This window comes from Paraburkholderia sp. JPY465 (genome assembly GCF_050436725.1).
GTDB lineage: Bacteria > Pseudomonadota > Gammaproteobacteria > Burkholderiales > Burkholderiaceae > Paraburkholderia > Paraburkholderia youngii.
In genome coordinates, this window is the sequence record NZ_JBNDMT010000003.1 from 1,933,517 (window position 1) to 1,952,582 (window position 19,066).

18 protein-coding genes are annotated in these 19,066 nt (G+C 63.9%); 5 read left to right on the top strand and 13 right to left on the bottom strand.

The window, feature by feature from the left end:
* The first annotated feature begins 20 nt into the window (after positions 1-20).
* Complete coding sequence (locus tag QFZ94_RS23605) at positions 21-986, top strand: DUF1571 domain-containing protein (RefSeq protein WP_429459927.1); 966 nt, start codon at positions 21-23, stop codon at positions 984-986.
* Between the two features lie 18 nt (positions 987-1,004).
* On the opposite strand, the gene QFZ94_RS23610 is transcribed toward QFZ94_RS23605, so the two are convergent.
* From QFZ94_RS23610 to QFZ94_RS23630, 5 genes are all read right to left on the bottom strand, one after another.
* On the bottom strand, positions 1,005-1,436 hold the full coding sequence (locus QFZ94_RS23610; RefSeq protein WP_368582720.1) for a hypothetical protein: 432 nt from the start codon (positions 1,434-1,436) through the stop codon (positions 1,005-1,007).
* A 52-nt stretch (positions 1,437-1,488) separates the two neighbouring features.
* Positions 1,489-3,066 carry an FAD-binding oxidoreductase gene (locus QFZ94_RS23615; protein WP_410848943.1) on the bottom strand — a complete coding sequence of 526 codons (1,578 nt, stop codon included), beginning with the start codon at positions 3,064-3,066 and terminating at the stop codon, positions 1,489-1,491.
* Between the two features lie 100 nt (positions 3,067-3,166).
* A complete protein-coding gene (locus tag QFZ94_RS23620) occupies positions 3,167-4,072 on the bottom strand; it encodes a zf-HC2 domain-containing protein (RefSeq protein WP_429459930.1) in 906 nt (301 codons plus the stop codon).
* Positions 4,072-4,632, bottom strand: a complete 561-nt coding sequence (locus QFZ94_RS23625; RefSeq protein WP_368582717.1) for a sigma-70 family RNA polymerase sigma factor — start codon at positions 4,630-4,632, stop codon at positions 4,072-4,074. The genes QFZ94_RS23620 and QFZ94_RS23625 overlap by 1 nt, the downstream gene beginning before the upstream one ends.
* A 26-nt stretch (positions 4,633-4,658) precedes the next feature.
* On the bottom strand, positions 4,659-4,796 hold the full coding sequence (locus tag QFZ94_RS23630) for a hypothetical protein (protein WP_176108899.1): 138 nt from the start codon (positions 4,794-4,796) through the stop codon (positions 4,659-4,661).
* A 468-nt stretch (positions 4,797-5,264) separates the two neighbouring features.
* Here QFZ94_RS23630 and hfq point away from each other — a divergent pair, with 468 nt between their 5' ends.
* Entirely contained in the window at positions 5,265-5,738 is a 474-nt protein-coding gene (hfq, locus tag QFZ94_RS23635) for an RNA chaperone Hfq (protein ID WP_368582716.1), read from the top strand.
* Between the two features lie 30 nt (positions 5,739-5,768).
* Here the strand turns inward: hfq and QFZ94_RS23640 are convergent, their stop codons facing one another.
* Positions 5,769-5,996 carry a hypothetical protein gene (locus QFZ94_RS23640; protein WP_429459933.1) on the bottom strand — a complete coding sequence of 76 codons (228 nt, stop codon included), beginning with the start codon at positions 5,994-5,996 and terminating at the stop codon, positions 5,769-5,771.
* A 205-nt stretch (positions 5,997-6,201) separates the two neighbouring features.
* On the opposite strand from QFZ94_RS23640, the gene QFZ94_RS23645 reads away from it, so the two are divergent.
* Positions 6,202-6,393: a hypothetical protein gene (locus QFZ94_RS23645; RefSeq protein WP_368582715.1), complete on the top strand. Its 192-nt coding sequence runs from the start codon at positions 6,202-6,204 to the stop codon at positions 6,391-6,393.
* A gap of 228 nt (positions 6,394-6,621) precedes the next feature.
* Here QFZ94_RS23645 and QFZ94_RS23650 read toward each other — a convergent pair whose 3' ends face one another.
* Complete coding sequence (locus QFZ94_RS23650; protein ID WP_410848946.1) at positions 6,622-7,338, bottom strand: DUF2968 domain-containing protein; 717 nt, start codon at positions 7,336-7,338, stop codon at positions 6,622-6,624.
* Between the two features lie 413 nt (positions 7,339-7,751).
* On the opposite strand from QFZ94_RS23650, the gene QFZ94_RS23655 reads away from it, so the two are divergent.
* Positions 7,752-8,237, top strand: coding sequence for a DUF2147 domain-containing protein (locus tag QFZ94_RS23655; protein ID WP_410848947.1), 486 nt, complete (start codon positions 7,752-7,754; stop codon positions 8,235-8,237).
* A 159-nt stretch (positions 8,238-8,396) separates the two neighbouring features.
* On the opposite strand, the gene QFZ94_RS23660 is transcribed toward QFZ94_RS23655, so the two are convergent.
* The 6 genes from QFZ94_RS23660 to typA form a co-directional block, all read right to left on the bottom strand.
* A complete protein-coding gene (locus QFZ94_RS23660) occupies positions 8,397-8,855 on the bottom strand; it encodes a transposase (RefSeq protein ID WP_410848948.1) in 459 nt (152 codons plus the stop codon).
* Between the two features lie 98 nt (positions 8,856-8,953).
* On the bottom strand, positions 8,954-10,051 hold the full coding sequence (gene zapE / locus QFZ94_RS23665; RefSeq protein WP_429459936.1) for a cell division protein ZapE: 1,098 nt from the start codon (positions 10,049-10,051) through the stop codon (positions 8,954-8,956).
* 89 nt (positions 10,052-10,140) lie between these two features.
* Positions 10,141-11,571 (bottom strand): dihydrolipoyl dehydrogenase, encoded by a 1,431-nt coding sequence (gene lpdA, locus QFZ94_RS23670; protein ID WP_429459938.1) that lies wholly within the window; start codon positions 11,569-11,571, stop codon positions 10,141-10,143.
* A 139-nt stretch (positions 11,572-11,710) separates the two neighbouring features.
* On the bottom strand, positions 11,711-12,979 hold the full coding sequence (gene odhB, locus QFZ94_RS23675) for a 2-oxoglutarate dehydrogenase complex dihydrolipoyllysine-residue succinyltransferase (protein ID WP_429459940.1): 1,269 nt from the start codon (positions 12,977-12,979) through the stop codon (positions 11,711-11,713).
* Between the two features lie 140 nt (positions 12,980-13,119).
* A complete protein-coding gene (locus tag QFZ94_RS23680; RefSeq protein WP_368582708.1) occupies positions 13,120-15,981 on the bottom strand; it encodes a 2-oxoglutarate dehydrogenase E1 component in 2,862 nt (953 codons plus the stop codon).
* 406 nt (positions 15,982-16,387) lie between these two features.
* On the bottom strand, positions 16,388-18,217 hold the full coding sequence (gene typA / locus QFZ94_RS23685; protein ID WP_176108910.1) for a translational GTPase TypA: 1,830 nt from the start codon (positions 18,215-18,217) through the stop codon (positions 16,388-16,390).
* Between the two features lie 326 nt (positions 18,218-18,543).
* Here typA and QFZ94_RS23690 point away from each other — a divergent pair, with 326 nt between their 5' ends.
* Positions 18,544-19,059, top strand: coding sequence for a MarR family winged helix-turn-helix transcriptional regulator (locus tag QFZ94_RS23690; RefSeq protein ID WP_410848951.1), 516 nt, complete (start codon positions 18,544-18,546; stop codon positions 19,057-19,059).
* Positions 19,060-19,066 lie beyond the last annotated feature (7 nt).

A 19,066-nucleotide genomic window follows, 5' to 3' on the forward strand; every position in this document is an offset into this window, starting at 1 on the left:
GCCACTTTCTGGAGAAATTCATGAAGCACCGCATGTCCGCCCGCTCTCATCGCTTGCGACCCCGCTTGCGACCCCGCTTGCGATTCCGCTCGCTGCCGGGTGCGCTGCTCGTCACGCTCGCCCTGCTATCGGGGCCGGCGGCGGTCGCGCAGAACGACGACCGCCCGCCCCCGCTCGACACCGCGAACGCCGTCAAGCCGCCCACCACGCCGCCCGCGCAGGTCGGCAAGCTGACGCTCGACCAGCAGGTCAAATGGCTGCGCGCCGCGCAGCAAAGCGGCACGCTCGAAAAACTCGACGACGCGCAACTGGTCGCGCTGTTCAAGTCGCTCGATCCGCTGACGCTGCCGCGCTATATCAAGGAAGGGCCGAACGGCTACCCGTCGTACGAGTTCACGATGTCGCGCTCCGAACGCATTCGCGGCATCTGGCCCGACAAGCCCGATCACATGCTCGTGCGCGTCGCGCACGATCCGCTGCGCATCTACGCGAAGTGGCTGCCCGACGGCGCGCACGCGGGCCAGGAAATCATCTACGACGAATCGAAGCGCAGCGACGAAACGCTCGGCCACCTCGGCGGCATCATGAACGTGATGCCGTTGTGGACGTCGCTGACCGGCGCGCTCGCACGCTCGCAATCGAATCACAGCGTGCGCGATCTCGGCACCGAGTACGTTGCCGATCAATACCTGAGTGAAGGGAAAAAATACAGCCAGACCGGCTTGCCGCGTTCGGTGCAGATCGAAGTGAAGACGATCGACGATGTGCGCGTCGTCGCGTTCACGTTCGAAACACCGGTCGGCCAGCCGCAGTTCTACGCGAAAAAGGAAACGCTCGGGCTCGATCTGCGGCATCCGTTCTTTCGCACCATCGAGTCTTACGACAACGACGGCAAGATCTTCGAGCAGATCGTGTTCGAGAGCATCACGCCGAAGACGTTCGACGATTCGACCTTCGATCCGACCAACAAGGACTATAAGTTCTAGCCGGGTTTTGCCAGTTTTTTAGCCGCGCCCGCTGCGCGGCGTCAGCGCGAAAGCCACGTGGACGGGTTGCGCATGCAGCCCCTCGCGCGCTTCGTGACGATGCTCGACGAAGCGTCCGGTGCGCAGCGCGAGGTGTTGCAGCACGAAGTAATCGGACGCGCGCGTGAAGCCGATCAGCGCGGGCATCGGGTGCGGGGTCCGGCCGTCGTCTAGCAGCGGCGCGAGGGTGGTGAACCACAGCGCGCCGGCATCGTCGCCGGTTTCGAAGGTCGGCAATCGCAGATGCGCGGCATAGCGCGCGAACGACGCGCCGCATTCGAGCGTCGAGTCGACGATCGCGAACGCGCGCGCATCGTCGGCACACGCGGCGGCTTGCGCGAGCCACGGCCATGCGCCGCCCGCGGCCGTCGCGAGCCATGCACCGGTCAGCATGAAAGTGCGTCGATCCATTGGCGTGTACGTTCCATTCACTCGTTGATCCCGCGCTTTTTCACGCGCTTTTTCATGTATAGCCTCGCCGGTCGCGCCACGCCGCGGGCCAGATGCCCTGCTTGCCCGGCGCGAGAATGCCGTTCGGGTCGAGCGCATCCTTCAGCGTTTCCGCGAAGCGCAGCGACGCACCGTCGTTGAAGCTGTATTGCGCGGCCGCGAAATCCATATACGCGAGATGCGCGCGATATTCGCCGTAGCCTGCCGCGCGCGCGTCGCTCATCAGCGAGCGCAGCAGCGCGCCGGCCTGCTCCACCTGGTTCGCGTCGTCCCGATCGAAGATCGCCGCGAAAATGTGATGCAGATGCCGCGCGCCCGCCGTGAAGCCGCCGTAGTAATCGAAGCCGTATTCGGCGGCGCGCGCTTTCACCATCGTGTACTGGCGCATCGCGTCGCGCCCGGTCGCCGGACAGATCGGCGCGAAGTCGACGTGCGCGCCCGCGCCGCCGCGCCAGTCGAGCATGCGAAACGCGGTCATCGCGGGGATGCCGGCCATGTTGCGGTCGCCGCCGCCGCTCGGCTGCGCATCGCCCGCATAACGCGCCGCCGCGAGCCGCGCATCGGGCACCCGCGCGAACGCGCGCTCGATCAGCGCGTAGCGCGCGTCGATCACCTCGGGCGTGCCGTATAGCGCGAAATGCAGGTTCCAGCGGCCGACGCCGAGCTTGTCGAGCATCGCCTGCACCGCGCTCTCGGGCATCGCGCCCGCGCCGTGGTACCACTGCCGGCGTGGCGAAAGGCCCGCCGCGCGCCGCAAACCGCCCTCGATCACCGCGTGATTGCGGATCGTGCCGTCGAGCCGCAACGGCCGCAGAATCTCGACGATCGCCTCCAGATCGGCCTCGCGGCGAAACTGGATTTCGCCGAGCAGATACGCGGGCGGTGCGGGCATCAGCCACACGCCGAGCTTGGTCACGATGCCATAGTTCGACTGCATGAACAGCGCATCGAACGACGGCCCGTAGCCCGGCTGATACAGCTGCCACGCCGTGCCGATTTCGACGCCGCCCATGCCGGTGCGCAGCAGGTCGCCGTTGGCGAGCATCACCTCCATTCCGCATTGCGCGGCCGCGTGGTCGCCATAGTCGGTATAGCCGAAGCCGCGCTCGAGCGTATTGCCGACCACGCTGCCCCAGCCGGCGGCCGGTGGATCGACCCACAGCTTGTAGCCCTTGTCGCGCAGATGCGCGTACAGATCGAAATAGCTGACGCCGGGCTCGACGAGCGCATAGGCGAGCGTTTCATTGACTTCGAGGATGCGGTTCATGCGCTGCAAGTCGAGCACGACCGAGCCGGTCAGACGCGGCGCGGCGCCGCCGTACGCGAAGTTGCGCCCGGTCGACACGGTCCATAGCGGAATCCGGTACTGATTGGCGATGCGCAGCACCGCGCGGATTTCATCGACCGACGCGGGCAGCACCGCGGCGCTCGCGGCGAACGCACCCGGCTCGCCGGGCGCGAACGGATCGATATAGACGGCGAGGCCGGCGTCGGAACTCAGCACGTGCGCGTCACCGACGATCGCGCGCCAGCCGGCAAGCGCACGGTCGAACTGCGCGGCGGACAGGTTGGGCGGCAGCGTCGGGGGCAAGGCGTCTCCTTGTCGGTCGGGTAAGCCGAGGGTGCGGTCCCGCGTGGCAGCAGCAATGCGTGCCTGGCCGCCGACGGCCTTTACGACACGCTACCGCCCCCTACTGCTGCCACGCCTCAGGCTTACCACCGAGCTCGCTGCACACGTCGATCGCGATTTCGCGCAGCTTGCCTTCCGTGATCGCGCCGGACAGCGCGTAGCCCATGCGGTCGCTGACCCAGTAGAAGGTGCGGCGGTTGCCGTCGCGAAACAGGCGGAACACGGTTTCGTCGCGCGTGACGCCGGTCACGTACAGCGTGAGGCGCGCGCCGGCCTGGTTCTCGTACATGAACTGCGCGGCCGGCCCGGACTCGCCGGGCAGCAGCCGGCCGCCCACCAGCGAATAACCATACTCCTGCAGCGACGGCACCGACAGCGGCCGATTCAGCCGCTTCGACAGCCACGCGATCAGATGCTCCTCTTCGCTCGCCGCGACTTCGACCGGATGACGCCGCTCCGGCGAGTACACCGCGTACGCGACATCCGCGCGCTGCGCAAAACCGGCCGGCTGGCCGCCGAAGCCGCTCCACGCGCCGCCGCTCAGCCGCGGCGCGAGCGGACCGAGCACCAGCGCGAGCCCGGCGCCGGCCGCGAGCCAGCAGGCGGCGAGACCGGCGCGCTGCCACCACGGCCGCGCACGCCGCACGACGATGAAAGCCGGCTCCTGCTCCGTGGGCTGGCTGCCGGCGTAATGTCGCTCGCCCGGTTCAGCGGCTTGCTGCTCGTAGTCGGCTTCCTGCCCCGCTTGCGCGTGCCATACATCGCTGCCCGGCACGCCGCACAGCGCCCGCAGCGCCGCCTTCTGCGCGCGCCACGCCGCGACGCGCGCGGCGGCCTGCGGATGCTGGCGAAGCTGCGTTTCGACCGCGGCGCGCTGCTCATCCGTCAATTCGCCATCGACATAGGCCGACAGCGAGCGCAGATCGGGCTCGTCGGGCAATCCGGATTCGGGGTTATCGTTGTTCATTATCGGTTTCTCACCACTTTCAGCGGCGCTACTTTGTGCGCCGCCCGCGGCGCACGGGGCTGCGGTCCGTGCATTGGCCCCGGCGGCTCCTCGCACAGCAACGCGCGCATATGCTCGCGTGCCCGCGACAGCCGCGACATCACTGTACCGATCGGCACCCCCAATGCACTCGATGCCTCCTGGTACGACAGCTCCTCCACGCACACTAGCAGCAGCACCTCACGCTGCTCGAGTGGCAGGCAGTACAGCGCGCGCTGCACGTCGCGCAGAACCAGACCGTCGACCTCGCCGTGCGGCGCCTCGAGATTGCGCCAGGGCGCGCTTTCCTCGTCGACGGCGATCTCGCGCCGCCCGCGCAGTTGGTCTATGTACAGATGCCGCAGGATCGTCAGCAACCACGCGCGCAGGTTGCTGTTCGGCCGGAATGCCGACCAGCGCGCAAGCGCGCGCTCCGCCGTATCCTGGACGAGATCGTCGGCCCAGGCGCGGTCGCCCGTCAGTGCGCGCGCATAGCGGCGCAACTGCGGCAGCCACGCGATCACTTCCGATTCGAAGCTCACCCGGTGTGCCAGGCGCGGTCGCGGCTCTAGTAGCCGCCGCTGCTGTTGCTGTTGCCGCTCGAACTCGACGCGGCGTTGTCGGTGTCGGCCGCGTGAGCAAGGGAGCCGCACGCGAGCGCGAGCAGGACGAAGAGCGCTGACAGAATACGGGATGCTTTCATCATGTTGAATCTCCTCACGGATGCCCGGCGCACGATCGACCGACAGGCGCGGCGGGCGGTGGGCGGCAAGCCGCCGAATGCGGTGCTGCCATACTGGGCTTAACGCTGCGACCGAGCGGTTTATTCCATCGCGGCCGTGGCGCCGTGTCGCTGCGCTGCTGTTGCGCTGCTTTCTCCGGGATTTTTTTGGGTTTTTTCGGGGCGTTTTGACGCCGTAGCGGGTGGTCGCGCAGCACACCCCTATGTTCTTCCTTTTCCGCCACGCTTGCCGGCAATGCCTGGAGAGACCGGAAGAAGACGCCATTGACCAGCAGATTCGTAACTCAACGTTACAGTCTCGCGGTATCGGATGCTTATGGGCTCACAAGCCGTTATAGTGGACGAAGTTCGCCCCGTCGACGCGTACTGCCCCGCCTGGAGTAGAAAGGGTAGAATCGCGGCGAACCACCGTCTATCTAACCTGAATTGTCCATGGCTTCCGCAGAATCGCATCCGCAAAACGACTTCATGAACGCCGCGCGCAAGGAACGAAAGCGCGTCGAGATCTATCTGGTCAACGGCATCCGCCTGACCGGATGCATCGAGTCGTTCGATCAGTACCTGGTGATGCTGCGCACGCCGGTTGGCCTGCAAGGCATCTACAAGCGCGCGATCTCCACGATCCAGCTCGACACCGGCACGCGGCCGGCGCCGCGCACGGGCCGAACGTCGCATGGCGAACATGGCGCGCGCGGCCCGCACGGGTCGCGCGAACATCGCGAGCCGCGCGAGGGGCGTGAATCGTATGGCGCGCCGGCCGCGGAACGCGCGCCGAGCGAGCGCAGCGGCAACCCCGAAGGCCCGGTGGTCGTCACGCGGCGGCGGCGTCTATTCGGCACCGGCGGCGAAGGCGGCAATCATGGCGGCAACCACGGCAGCGGCAACCCCAGCGGCAATCAGGAATAAATACGAAGGAGCGGTGACGGCCGCGCCTCGCTAATCCGCGCACGGACCGAGGCGCTGCAGAATTTTCTCCAGTTGGGTCAGCTGCCGCTCGGTCAGCTCGAATCTCCCCTTGACCGCCAGCACGCGGCGGCGCCAGTAGCCGGCGTCGAACAGGTGCAGCGCCGGTTGCCGCGTCGCCCAATCCAGGTGTTCCAGTTCAGTTTCCACGACGTGGGCTGCGAGCACTCGTCGTGTACCCGCCGGCTTTTTCGCGTTCATGTGGTTCGCTGTGTGATGGATCGATGGAGGTGTCGCTCGCGGCTAAAGCGCGGCTCAGGTGCGGCTCAAGCGCGGCCGGGACACTCGGAGAACGAATCGATGCGGGCCGGTTTCAAACGACGCGCCTTGCGCGATTCGGCCGACGTTCGTCGATAGCCGCAATGCGCTATGCTGAATCATTGATCCTCTACCGATGGAGCGCGCCATGACCAGCAAAAGCCAGCATGCCTCCCGGCCTGCGCGCACGCGCCGGACGCCGTCGACGTCCGCCGACACGCGGCTCGATGAAGCGCTGATGGAAAGCTTTCCCGCCAGCGATCCGATCGCCGTCGATGTGACGGAGCCGTTTCGCGAGCGGATGCGCAAGACTCAGGCGGATACGCGCAAGCGGCATTGAAATCGCGCCGTCTTGGGTCGCACCATGGCGCGGCAGCGAGCCATCGTGGCTCGCGAACAATGTCGAGTGGAAATGCCGAAAAGCCCGGCGGCGAGAGTGCGATGCGCGGGTTGGCGGGGTGCGGAAAGCACCAATCGAACTTGACGACGGTAACGCCCGCGGACGGGCGGCACGGCGTATCGATTTGCGCGCCGTGCCGCCCGTCCACCGAGGCTCACATCGTCGTGCTCAACGCAGCGGCAAGCCGCTCTCGAGCTGACGCTGCAGGTTGCGGACTTGACGCTGCGCGACGCGCAACTGATCCTGCGCGGCGGCCTTCTGCTGCGCCAGTTCGGTCGCCTCGGCGCGCTTCTGCTCCTGCTGGCTCGCGACGATGCTCTGCTGCTGACGCGCGACGTCGAGGTCGGCCTGCAGCCGGCTCGCGCGTTCCTGCGACAACGCGACCAGGCGCTGCGTGAACGCCTTCTGCGCTTCGAGTTGCGTACGGCGGATCTCAACGTCCGACAACTGCATCGTCTGCCGCGCGAAATCCTTGTAGATCAGCTCGGCGCGCGCGGCGTCCTGCGTCTTGATCACGCGCCAGAAGTTTTTCTGTTGGAACAGCGCGACGTAGTAGGTCATCTCCTTCCCGTAGAACAGCAGGCTCGCGCCATAGCTGCCGTTATACGTGGTGCGCAGTTCGCTCAGATCCGAGCCATGGATCATCTGCTGCAATTCAGCCACATTCCCGGTGGCGGATTGCCGGCTTTCATCCGGCGTCAGTGCGGTGGTCTCTGCCTGGCCGCCCTGCGACGTGTCGGTCGGCGCGCTCGTGGGAACCGGCTGGGACACGATCGTACCGCTCGCATCACTGTTCTGCAGAGCCTGTGCATTCGCGCCCTGAAGGGCCCCCAATACGATGCATGCGGCCAGAGCAATCTTTCGTAGCTTTGACTTTCGGTCCATGTGACACCTGTTGAACAGATCTTGTTTTAGTAGAAAACGGGGAATTATTACTCAATTTTGCGAGTTCCGGGCTCTTCGTCGAAAATTTGGCACCTGCGCGTTTGCTCCGTTGGCGGCGCGCTATTACAGCCTCGATCTTTTCGTCTGGAAAGCGGTCGTTGATGCGCTGGTGGACAGCGCTTCAACGCGAGGCTCTTCCCATAGCTGAATTGACACGCCTCCGAACGACGCGTGCTGATTAGAAGCTTCTCTATCAAACGGCGCATGCGCTTTCGCGTATTCTGCGCTGGCGATGCAAACGGCACGCCGCTAGCATGGGCCCGCATCGCGAAGACCGGTGCCGCGCATCCCACCACTATGCCCATAAAGCTGCGCGACCACGATCGCGCCGTCTCATATCAAGGAGGAAGGCAATGACTCAATTCACTCATCGTGCGCGCGCGCTCGCGCTGCGCACCGCCCGTCATGCCGCGCTCGCCGGCGCCCTGCTCGCCAGCGCCGTGACCGCGATGGCGCAGACCGAGACACCGATCGGCATGTGGCAAACCATCGACGATCATACGGGCCAACCGAAAGCGCTCGTGCAGATCACGCAAGACGGCAATGGCGAATTGAACGGCAAAGTCGTCAAGGGTCTCGGGGCGAACGACCAGCCGGATCGCCGCTGCAGCGCATGCACCGACGCGCGCAAGGACCAACCGATCCTCGGCATGACCATCATCAACAGCATGAAGAAGGATGGCGACGCGTGGGATCATGGCCAGATTCTCGATCCTGAAAACGGCAAGGTCTACAAGTGCAAGATGCATCTCGAAGACGGCGGCAACAAGCTCGTGGTGCGAGGCTATATTGGCGTTGCGCTGCTCGGCCGCTCGCAGACGTGGATCCGGCAGCAGTGAGGTTCGACGTGGAGCCTTTGTGTGGCCTCGCACGTTGCCTGAATGAGCGCATCATGCTGCAACGATGGCGCGCTCAGCACCAGCACGTACAGCATAAAAAAACGGCCGGCGATCCAGAATCGCGCGGCCGTTCTCATTGGGGCAAGTTGTTTGCGTGGGTCATGCTGCCTGCTTGAACGGTGCAGCGTAACCGGACGGCGTCGCCGACACTGCCGTGGCGGATACCTGGTCGTACACGGCGGGCGGAACACGGAACGCCGCGGCTGTGCGGCGGGCCCCGGCGCGCTTGTGCGGCGCGCTCGCGTGCATGCGCATACGCGCTTCCATCAATCTGCAGAGATCTTCGCTTGCGGTGCCGAGCAGTTGCTCCGTGACGTGTTTGAGCACGCCCGATTGGTACCAGGACTTGAAGCGGCGATGACAGGTTTGATACGACGGGTAGCGGCGCGGCATGGTCGACCAGGTGGCGCCGCTATACATGACCCAAAGCACGCCGTTGAGCACTGAGCGGGTATTGGCCAGGGGACGGCCACGCATTTCGGCACGCGGCCGGAGTTCAGGCAGCAGTGGCGCAACGCGCTGCCATTCTTCATCGGTGATTTCGCGGTACGAGTTCATGCTTCCTCCTTTGTCAGAACAACGACAAAAGATAGCTAGTCACCCGCGCGCGGAATATAAGACCACTCCGATTCCTAAGGACTGTCCTACGCCGAGGCTCAGGTTAGAGACGTATCGACGATCCGGCGAGGTGTATCGAGATACTCCTTCGACTGCATCTCGACGATGCGCGATACCGTCCGCGTGAATTCGTTGGCCATCGGACCGTCGACGTACAACTCCTCCGGCGGCACCGCGGCCGACATCAGCAGCTTGACCTTGTGGTCATAGAACACGTCGATGAGCCAGGTGAAGCGGCGCGCTTCCGACGCCATGCGCGCCGACATCTGCGGCACGTCCGACAGGATCACCGCGTGAAAGCGGGTCGCGAGTTCAAGGTAGTCGTTCTGCGAGCGCGGGCCGCCGCACAGCGTCGCGAAGTCGAACCAGACGACGCCATCCGCGCGGCGCAGCGCCTTCAGCTCGCGCTTCTCGATATGGAGCAGCGGACTTTCGTCAGGCACCGCGGCGAGGCGCGCGAAGGCGTCGCGCAGCGCCTTGCCGGCGGCGGCGTCCAGCGGCGTGTGATAGACCTCCACCTGGGCGAGCGTGCGCTGCCGGTAGTCGATCCCCGCGTCGACGTTGATCACGTCGAGCTTCTGCTTGATCAGCTCGATCGCGGGCAGCATGCGGTCGCGATGCAGGCCGTCCGGATACAGCGTGTCGGGCGCGTAGTTGGACGTCATCACGAACTGCACGCCGTTCTCGAACAGCTTGTCGAGCAGACGATACAGGATCATCGCGTCGGCGATATCCGACACGTGGAATTCGTCGAAGCAGATCAGCCGATAGCGCTTCGCGATGCGGCGCGCGAGTTCGTCGAGCGGATCTGCCCGGCCCTTGAGTTCTTCGAGCTCGCGATGCACTTCGCGCATGAACTCATGGAAGTGCAGACGGGTTTTGCGATGCAACGGCACGATCATGTAGAAGCTGTCCATCAGGAAGCTCTTGCCGCGGCCCACGCCGCCCCACATGTACACGCCGCGCGGCAGATCCGGGTGAATGATCAGCTTCTTGAACGCGTTCGAGCGGCGCGACTTGTATGCGGTCCACTCTTCATAGCACCGCTGCAGGCGGTCGACCGCCGCGCGCTGCGCCGGATCGGATTGATAACCCCGCGTCTGCAGTTCTTTTTCGTAGTATTCGGTGACGTTCATCGTGTTGCTGCAAAAAGAAAGGCGGGAGGGAGTGAACCCCGCCCGCCTTTGGTGATGCCAAGGTTGCGTTTCAGCTCAGGCGTGCGCGCTTACATGTTCAGCGCGCGCTTGTCGACGGCGAGTGCCGCTTCGCGCATGACTTCCGAGAGCGACGGGTGCGGATGGCAAATCCGGCCGATGTCTTCCGACGCCGCCTTGAACTCCATCGCCACCACGGCTTCCGCGATCAGGTCCGATGCGTTCGCCGAGATGATGTGCACGCCGAGCAGTTCGTCGGTCTTCGCGTCGGCGATCATCTTGACGAAACCGTCCGCCTTGTTGATGCCGAGCGCGCGGCCGTTCGCCATGAACGGGAACTGGCCCGTCTTGATCTCGCGGCCTTCGGCCTTCAGCTGCTGCTCGGTCTTGCCGACCCATGCGATTTCCGGCTCGGTGTAGATCACCCACGGAACGCAGTTGTAGTCGATGTGCGGCTTCTGGCCGTCGATCACTTCCGCGACCATCACGCCTTCGTCTTCGGCCTTGTGCGCGAGCATCGGGCCACGCACCACGTCGCCGATCGCGTACACGTTCGGCACAGCCGTCGCGCAGTGGTCGTCGACGTCGATGAAGCCGCGCTCGTTGGCCTTCAGGCCGATCGATTCGAGGCCGAGGTTGTCGGTGTTCGGCACGCGGCCGACCGACACGATAAGGCGGTCGGCTTCGAGCGTCTGCGCGTTGCCGTCCTTGTCCGTGTAGGCGATCGTCACGCCGTTCGCGCCCGTCTTCACTTCGCCGACCTTCACGCCGACGTGAATGTCGAGACCCTGCTTCTTGAACTGCTTGGCCGCTTCCTTCGACAGCGCCTGGTCAGCCGCGCCGAGGAACTCCGGCAGCGCTTCGAGCACCGTCACGTCAGCGCCGAGGCGGCGCCACACCGAGCCAAGCTCCAGACCGATCACGCCCGCGCCGATCACGGCGAGCTTCTTCGGTGCCGTGTCGAAGCTCAATGCGCCTTCGTTGTCGGCGATCAGCTTGTTGTCGACCGGGATGCCCGGCAGATGACGCGCCTTCGAACCCGTCGCGATGATCACGTTCTTCGCCGTGACGACTTCGGTTTCGCCTTCGCCGCTCACTTCGATCTGCACGCCGGCGTTGGTCTTGCCGGTGAACTTGCCGTGGCCCTTGAGCCACGTGATCTTGTTCTTGCGGAACAGGAATTCGATGCCCTTGGTCATCTTCTCGACGATGCCGTCCTTGCGGGCCATCATCTTCGAGATATCGACCGACACGTCGCCCACCGAGATGCCGTGGTCGGCGAGGTGATGCGACGCGTTTTCAAACTCTTCCGACGACGCGAGCAGCGCCTTCGACGGAATGCAGCCGACGTTCAGGCAGGTGCCGCCAAGCTTCAGCGCGCCGGCCGGGTTCTTCCATTTTTCGATACATGCGACGGTCTTGCCGAGCTGCGCTGCGCGGATGGCGGCGATATAACCGCCAGGGCCTGCGCCGATCACGACGACGTCAAATTCTTTGGACATGACAATCCCTTTGATAGCGGAACGGCGCCGGACCACCCAAGGTGGCGCGCGCCGTTCCTGTACTGCGAAATGCTAGATACGTACTGACTAGATGACGCCGGCTTGCGGTTTCACAAGCCGGCGCGCTCCGGGCGGGCGCTTACAGGTCGAGCAGCAGGCGTGCCGGATCTTCCAGCGCGTCCTTCATCGCGACCAGCGACAGCACGGCTTCGCGGCCGTCGATGATGCGGTGATCGTACGACAGCGCGAGGTAGTTCATCGGGCGGATCACGATCTGGCCGTTTTCGACCACAGCGCGTTCCTTGGTGGCGTGCACGCCGAGAATCGCGGACTGCGGCGGGTTGATGATCGGGGTCGACAGCATCGAGCCGAACACGCCGCCGTTCGAGATCGAGAAGGTACCGCCGGTCATTTCTTCGATCGACAGCTTGCCGTCCTTCGCCTTCTGGCCGAATTCGGCGATCTTCTTCTCGATGTCGGCGAGGCTCAGCTGATCTGCGTTGCGCAGGATCGGCACCACCAGACCGCGCGGCGAACCGACCGCGATACCGATGTCGAAGTAGCCGTGATAGACGATGTCGTTACCGTCGATCGACGCGTTCACGAGCGGGAACTTCTTCAGCGCATGAACAGCCGCCTTCACGAAGAACGACATGAAGCCGAGCTTCACGCCGTGTTCCTTCTCGAACTTGTCCTTGTACTTGTTGCGCAGATCCATGACCGGCGCCATGTTCACTTCGTTGAACGTCGTGAGGATGGCGTTGGTTTGCTGCGACTCGAGCAGACGCTCGGCGATACGCGCACGCAGACGCGACATCGGCACGCGCTGTTCCGGACGGTCCTTCAGCCACTGGTCGGCCGATGCCGGAGCCTTGACGTCCGGCAGCGACGGCTTGGCAGCCTTCGGTGCGGCAGCCGGCGCCGGTGCAGCCTTGGCAGCCGGAGCGCCTGCGGTCAGCACGTCGCCCTTGGTGATGCGGCCGTCGCGGCCCGTGCCGGCGACGTCGCCAGCAGCCAGACCCTTCTCGGCCATCAGCTTGCCGGCAGCCGGCGAAGCAGCGGCGTTCGAGCCCGTTGCGGCAGCAGCCTGAGCCGCAGGCGCGGGAGCCGCTGCGGCGACCGGAGCCGGCTTCACTTCCGCTTCGACAGCGGCGGCGCCTGCGGTGCCTTCCGTGTCGATCTTCGCGATCACCTGGTCCGCCGTGACCGTGTCGCCGTCGTTCGAGATGACTTGCGCGAGCACGCCTGCTGCCGGAGCCGGCACTTCGAGCACGACCTTGTCGGTCTCGATTTCGATGAGGATTTCGTCCTGAGCGACAGCCTCGCCGGGCTTCTTCTTCCACTGCAGCATGGTCGCTTCCGAGACCGACTCGGAGAGCTGGGGAACCTTGACTTCAACAATAGCCATTATGAGTATCCTGAATACGTATCGGGTGACGGCGCATTTTCACGACCGCCTGCGAACCGCGCGCACTGCGCCTGAACCACATGGGAACGTTCGGCGCGGCGCGGGAAAGCGCACTGCGCTCTCCCGGCTCGTCTGTTTCTTTACTTGGCGATCGACGCGCTCTTGAGGCGGCCGAAAGCGCCTTCGACCAGCGCCTTCTGCTGCTCGTAGTGCTTCGCGTAGTAGCCGACTGCAGGCGAAGCCGAAGCCGGACGGCCGCTGTACGCCAGCTTCTGCCCTTCCTTCATGCCTTCCTTCAGATGGTGCTCGATGTAGAACCACGGGCCCTGATTCTGTGGCTCGTCCTGCACCCACACCACTTCGGTTGCGTTGTCGTACTTCTTCAATTCCGCTTCGAACTGCTTGTGAGCGAACGGATACAGCTGCTCGATACGGACGATCGCGACGTCGTTCACCTTCGCTTCGCGGCGATGCGCGACCAGGTCGTAGTACACGCGGCCCGAGCAGACCAGCACGCGCTTGACCTTCTTCGCGTCGATGGTTTCGTCCACTTCGCCGATCACCGGCTGGAACGAACCCTTCGCGAGTTCCGACAGATCCGACACGGCTTCCTTGTGACGCAGCAACGACTTCGGCGTTGCGACGATCAGCGGCTTGCGGAACAGACGGATCATCTGGCGACGCAGCAGGTGGAAGATCTGCGCCGGCGTGGTCGGCTGAACGACCTGCATGTTGTGGTCTGCGCACAGTTGCAGGAAACGCTCGATACGCGCCGACGAGTGCTCCGGACCCTGGCCTTCGTAGCCATGCGGCAGCAGCATCGTCAGGCCCGACACGCGGCCCCACTTCACTTCGCCCGACGAGATGAACTGGTCGATCACGACCTGTGCGCCGTTCACGAAGTCGCCGAACTGCGCTTCCCACGCGACGAACGTGTTCGGTTCAGCGGTCGAGTAGCCGTATTCGAAGCCGAGCACCGCTTCTTCGGACAGCACCGAGTCGATCACCGTGAACTTCGCCTGACCTTCGGCGATGTTCTGCAGCGGCACGTAGGTGCCGTCGTTCCAGCGCTCGCGGTTCTGGTCGTGCAGCACCGCGTGACGGTGCGTGAACGTGCCGCGGCCCGAATCCTGGCCGGTCAGACGAACGGCGTAGCCCGATGCGACCAGCGATGCGAACGCGAGGTGCTCGCCCATGCCCCAGTCGAGCTTCGCTTCGCCGCGGCCCATCGCGCGACGGTCGTTGATCACGCGCTCGACGAGCGGGTGAACCTTGAAGTTTTCCGGAATGGTGGTGATGCGCTCGGCGAGGCGCTTCAGTTCCGCGAGCGGGACGGCCGTGTCGGCCGCGTCGGTCCACTTGCGGTTCAGGAACGGCACCCAGTCCACCGCGTACTTGCTCTTGTAGTTCGAGAGCACCGGGTCGACCGTGTGGTGGCCTTCGTCCATCGCCTTGCGGTAGGCCTTGACGAATTCTTCGCCTTCGTCGGCCTTGATGACGCCCTGCTGCACGAGCTTTTCAGCGTACAGTGCGCGCGTGCCCGGGTGCTTCGAGATCGTCTTGTACATCAGCGGCTGCGTGACCGCCGGCGTGTCCTGCTCGTTGTGACCCAGCTTGCGGAAGCAGACGATGTCGACGACGACATCCTTGTGGAACTGCATGCGGAAGTCGATCGCCATCTGGATGGCCAGCACGACAGCTTCGGGATCGTCACCGTTCACGTGCAGCACCGGCGCTTCGATCATCTTGACGACGTCCGAGCAGTACAACGTGGAGCGCGAATCGCGCGGGTCCGACGTCGTGAAGCCGATCTGGTTGTTGATGACGATGTGCAGCGTGCCGTGCGTGCCGTAACCGCGCGTTTGCGCGAGGTTCAGCGTTTCCATCACGACGCCCTGGCCTGCGAAGGCCGCGTCGCCGTGGATCTGCACCGGCAGCACCTGGATGCCGTTTTCGTCGCCGCGGCGGTCCATACGCGCCTTCGCCGAGCCCTCGACCACCGGGTTGACGATTTCGAGGTGCGACGGGTTGAACGCGAGCGACAGGTGAACCGGACCGCCTTCGGTCGCGACGTCCGACGAGAAGCCCTTGTGGTACTTCACGTCGCCAGCCGGCAGATCATCGACGTGCTTGCCTTCGAATTCAGCGAACAGGTCGGCCGGCATCTTGCCGAGCGTGTTGACCAGCACATTCAGACGGCCACGGTGAGCCATCGCGATGACGATTTCCTGAACGCCGCGCAGACCGCCGTGACGCACGACTTCGTCCATCGCCGCGATGAAGCTCTCGCCGCCTTCGAGCGAGAAGCGCTTCTGACCGACGTACTTGGTGTGCAGGAAACGCTCGAGGCCTTCGGCGGCCGTCAGGCGGTTCAGGATGTGCTTCTTCTTGTCGTTGCTGAAGTTCGGCGTCGAACGGATCGATTCGAGGCGTTCCTTCCACCAGCGCTTCTGTTCCGGATCGCTGATGTACATGTACTCGGCGCCGATCGTGCCGCAATACGTGTCGCGCAGGGCTTTGACGATCTCGCGCAGCGTCGCGCGCTCGAACCCGAAGTACAGATTCGTTGCGCTGAACTCCTGGTCCATGTCGGCTTCGGTGAAGTCGTAGAACGCGGGTTCAAGTTCGGGGATCGCGGGACGTTCGCGGCGCTTCAGAGGATCGAGATTGGCCCATTGCGAGCCGAGGAAGCGATATGCGCCGATGAGGGACTGGACGTAAACCTGTTTGCGGGCAGTTGCGAGATCTTCGCCGCCGGTAGTTGCGCGCGGCAGGAAGGCATTGGCCTTGGCGCGCTGTGCAAACGATTCGACGATCGGGCCGTGGGCCACGTCGTTGGCGTTGCTGCCGTCCGATGCGGGCACGTTCTGCAACGCATCGAAATAGCTGCGCCAGGTCTCGGGCACTGACGCCGGATTATCGAGATACGCTTCGTACATTTCTTCAACGTACGGAGCATTGCCGCCGAACAGATAAGAGTTCGACTGGAATTGCTTCATCATTTTTACGCTCACCTTTCTTCGAGCTTCTCGAGAAATAGCGGGTTACAGAACCTTCCGCGACACGGCCTGACCGTTTAGCGGATTGCGCGAATCAAGTCTTGCTTGGAAGGACCTAAAACTTTGCACCCGGGAGCATAGCACAGAACGAATAGCCCAGATAGCGGACAGCACACGCGGGAAAGCCTGTGATGGCGGGCGTTTCGCGGGTGACGGGGTGCTTCTTCAAAGCGCGCAATAGTCTTCTGTAGAAAATGAGAAGGCGAATTGCGCAATAGGTGTCTACACCTGTGTCGTCCGGAAAGTGCCTAGGCATGATGCAACGCCACAAGTGCCGACGCGCCGAAAACAAAAAAGCCACCCGAAGGTGGCTTCCGTTGCCTGCTGTCCAGACGGATTCGAGTCCCGCTTATTCGCCGGCAACCTTGTTGCGGCTGGCGCTGCGGCGCTCGTGTTCCTTCAGGTAGCGCTTGCGCAGACGGATCGACTTCGGCGTGACTTCGACCAGCTCGTCGTCGTCGATGAACTCGACAGCGTATTCGAGCGACAGCTGAACCGGCGGCACGAGACGCACCGCTTCATCGGTGCCCGACGCGCGCACGTTGGTGAGCTGCTTGCCCTTGATCGGGTTCACGACGAGATCGTTGTCGCGGCTGTGAATGCCAATGATCATGCCTTCATACAGCGCTTCACCCGGCGACACGAACATGCGGCCGCGGTCCTGCAGCTTCCACAATGCGTACGCGACTGCCGCGCCGTCGTCCTGCGAGATCAGCACGCCGTTGCGACGCTCGCCGACCGCGCCTTCCTTGACCGGCTGGTACGAATCGAAGGTGTGGCTCATCAGACCCGTGCCGCGCGTCAGCGTGAGGAATTCCGACTGGAAGCCGATCAGACCACGTGCCGAAATACGGTACTCGAGACGCGTGCGGCCACGGCCGTCCGACGCCATGTCGAGCATTTCGCCCTTGCGGCGGCCGAGTTCTTCCATTACGCCGCCCTGGTGGGTGTCTTCCATGTCGACGGTCAGGTTTTCGTACGGCTCGTGCTTCTCGCCGTTGATTTCCTGCATCACGACACGCGGACGCGACACGGCCAGCTCGTAGCCTTCGCGGCGCATGTTTTCGACCAGAATGGTCAGGTGCAGCTCACCGCGGCCCGCCACTTCGAACGTGGTTTCGTCCCCGGTATCGCGCACGCGCAGCGCGACGTTGTGATTCAGTTCCTTCATCAGGCGGTCGCGGATCTGACGGCTCGTGACGAACTTGCCTTCGCGGCCCGCGAGCGGCGACGAGTTGACGAGGAAGTTCATCGTCAGCGTGGGTTCGTCGACGGTGATCATCGGCAGCGCTTCCGGCTGTTCCGGCGAGCAGATCGTCACGCCGATGCCGACTTCCTCGATGCCGTTGATCAGCACGATGTCGCCCGCCTCGGCAGAGTCGACCTGCACGCGATCGAGGCCCTTGAACGACAGCACCTGGTTGATCTTGCGATTGAGGATTTCGCCTTCCGGGCCCGAGCGCACCGCGACGGCCATGCCCGGCTTGATACGCCCGCGGGTGATACGGCCAATGCCGATACGGCCGACGTACGACGAGTAGTCGAGCGACGTGATCTGCAGTTGCAGCGGACCTTCCGGATCGGCCGGGCGCACCGGCACGTGCTGAAGGATTGCCTCGAACAGCGGACGCATATCGCCGTCGCGCACGTCAGGCGTGAGACCCGCATAGCCGTTCAGCCCCGATGCGTAGACGATCGGGAAGTCGAGCTGCTCTTCGCTTGCGCCGAGCTTGTCGAACAGGTCGAAGGTCTGGTTGATCACCCAGTCGACCCGCGCGCCCGGACGGTCGACCTTATTGATCACGACGATCGGCTTCAGGCCGAGCGCGAGCGCCTTCTTCGTGACGAAGCGGGTTTGCGGCATCGGGCCTTCCACCGCGTCGACGAGCAGCAGCACCGAGTCGACCATCGACAGCACGCGCTCAACTTCGCCGCCGAAGTCGGCGTGCCCCGGCGTGTCGACGATATTGATGTGCGTGCCTTCGTACTCCACCGCGCAATTCTTCGACAGGATCGTGATGCCGCGCTCTTTTTCGATGTCGTTCGAGTCCATCACGCGCTCGGCGATCTGCTGGTTCTCGCGGAACGTGGCGGTCTGACGGAGGAGCTGGTCGACGAGCGTAGTCTTGCCGTGGTCGACGTGAGCAATGATGGCAATGTTGCGTAGGGCGCGGGTCATAGGAAACCTGAAGACGGTTGAGTGCGCCGCTTGCTTATGCTGCTGGTTGAGGAGCCAAACCACGACAACAAGCCCAAAGCGCACTTTTGGGAACCCAAAAGTATAGCACGCGCTGATGATCCTTTCTGGTATTCCCCGATAGACCGTAGCTCTGCGGGTCCCCGTTGAGCTTTGCGAATACCGCGTCATCCGCGCCCTACGCCAATCCGTACGGCATCTCGCTAGAGCAGGAAATAATCCTTGCCTAAGCTGTATTTACGCTTGTCGTGTCAATCAACAGCCAGCTATACTAATGCCTAGTCAACCATTGCAATCGCACGAGAATCATGACGGAGCCGTCCCACGACCCCACGCCGGACCTCAGCGAGTATCAACTCGGCGAAAGCGTCGGTTATCTCATCTCGCGGGTGAAATCGACTCTGCACAATCTGGTTACGCAGCGCAGCATGGCCGAGCTCGGCATCACTAGCCAGCAAGGCAGCATCCTGTTCATGGTGGCGAGCGGCAAATGCCTGCTCGCGGCCGAGTTGGCCCGTGAATATGGTATCGACGCAAGCGCCGTCACGCGCCTGATCGACCGACTCGAAAAGCGCGGCCTGCTCACGCGGGTGCGCAGTAACGAAGACCGGCGCGTCGTGCGCCTCGCGTTGACGCCGGAAGGCAATGCGATCGCGGCCCGCATGCCGGCAATTTTCAACGGCGTGCTCGACACCCTGCTGAACGGGTTCACCCCGGAGGAAGTGGGCTTCCTGAAGAGCATGCTGCGCCGCGTGCTCGCCAATTCCGGCGAATACACGGGACTTTCCCGCGATGCCTCGAGCCATCCCGATAGCAAATCGTAATAGCTTG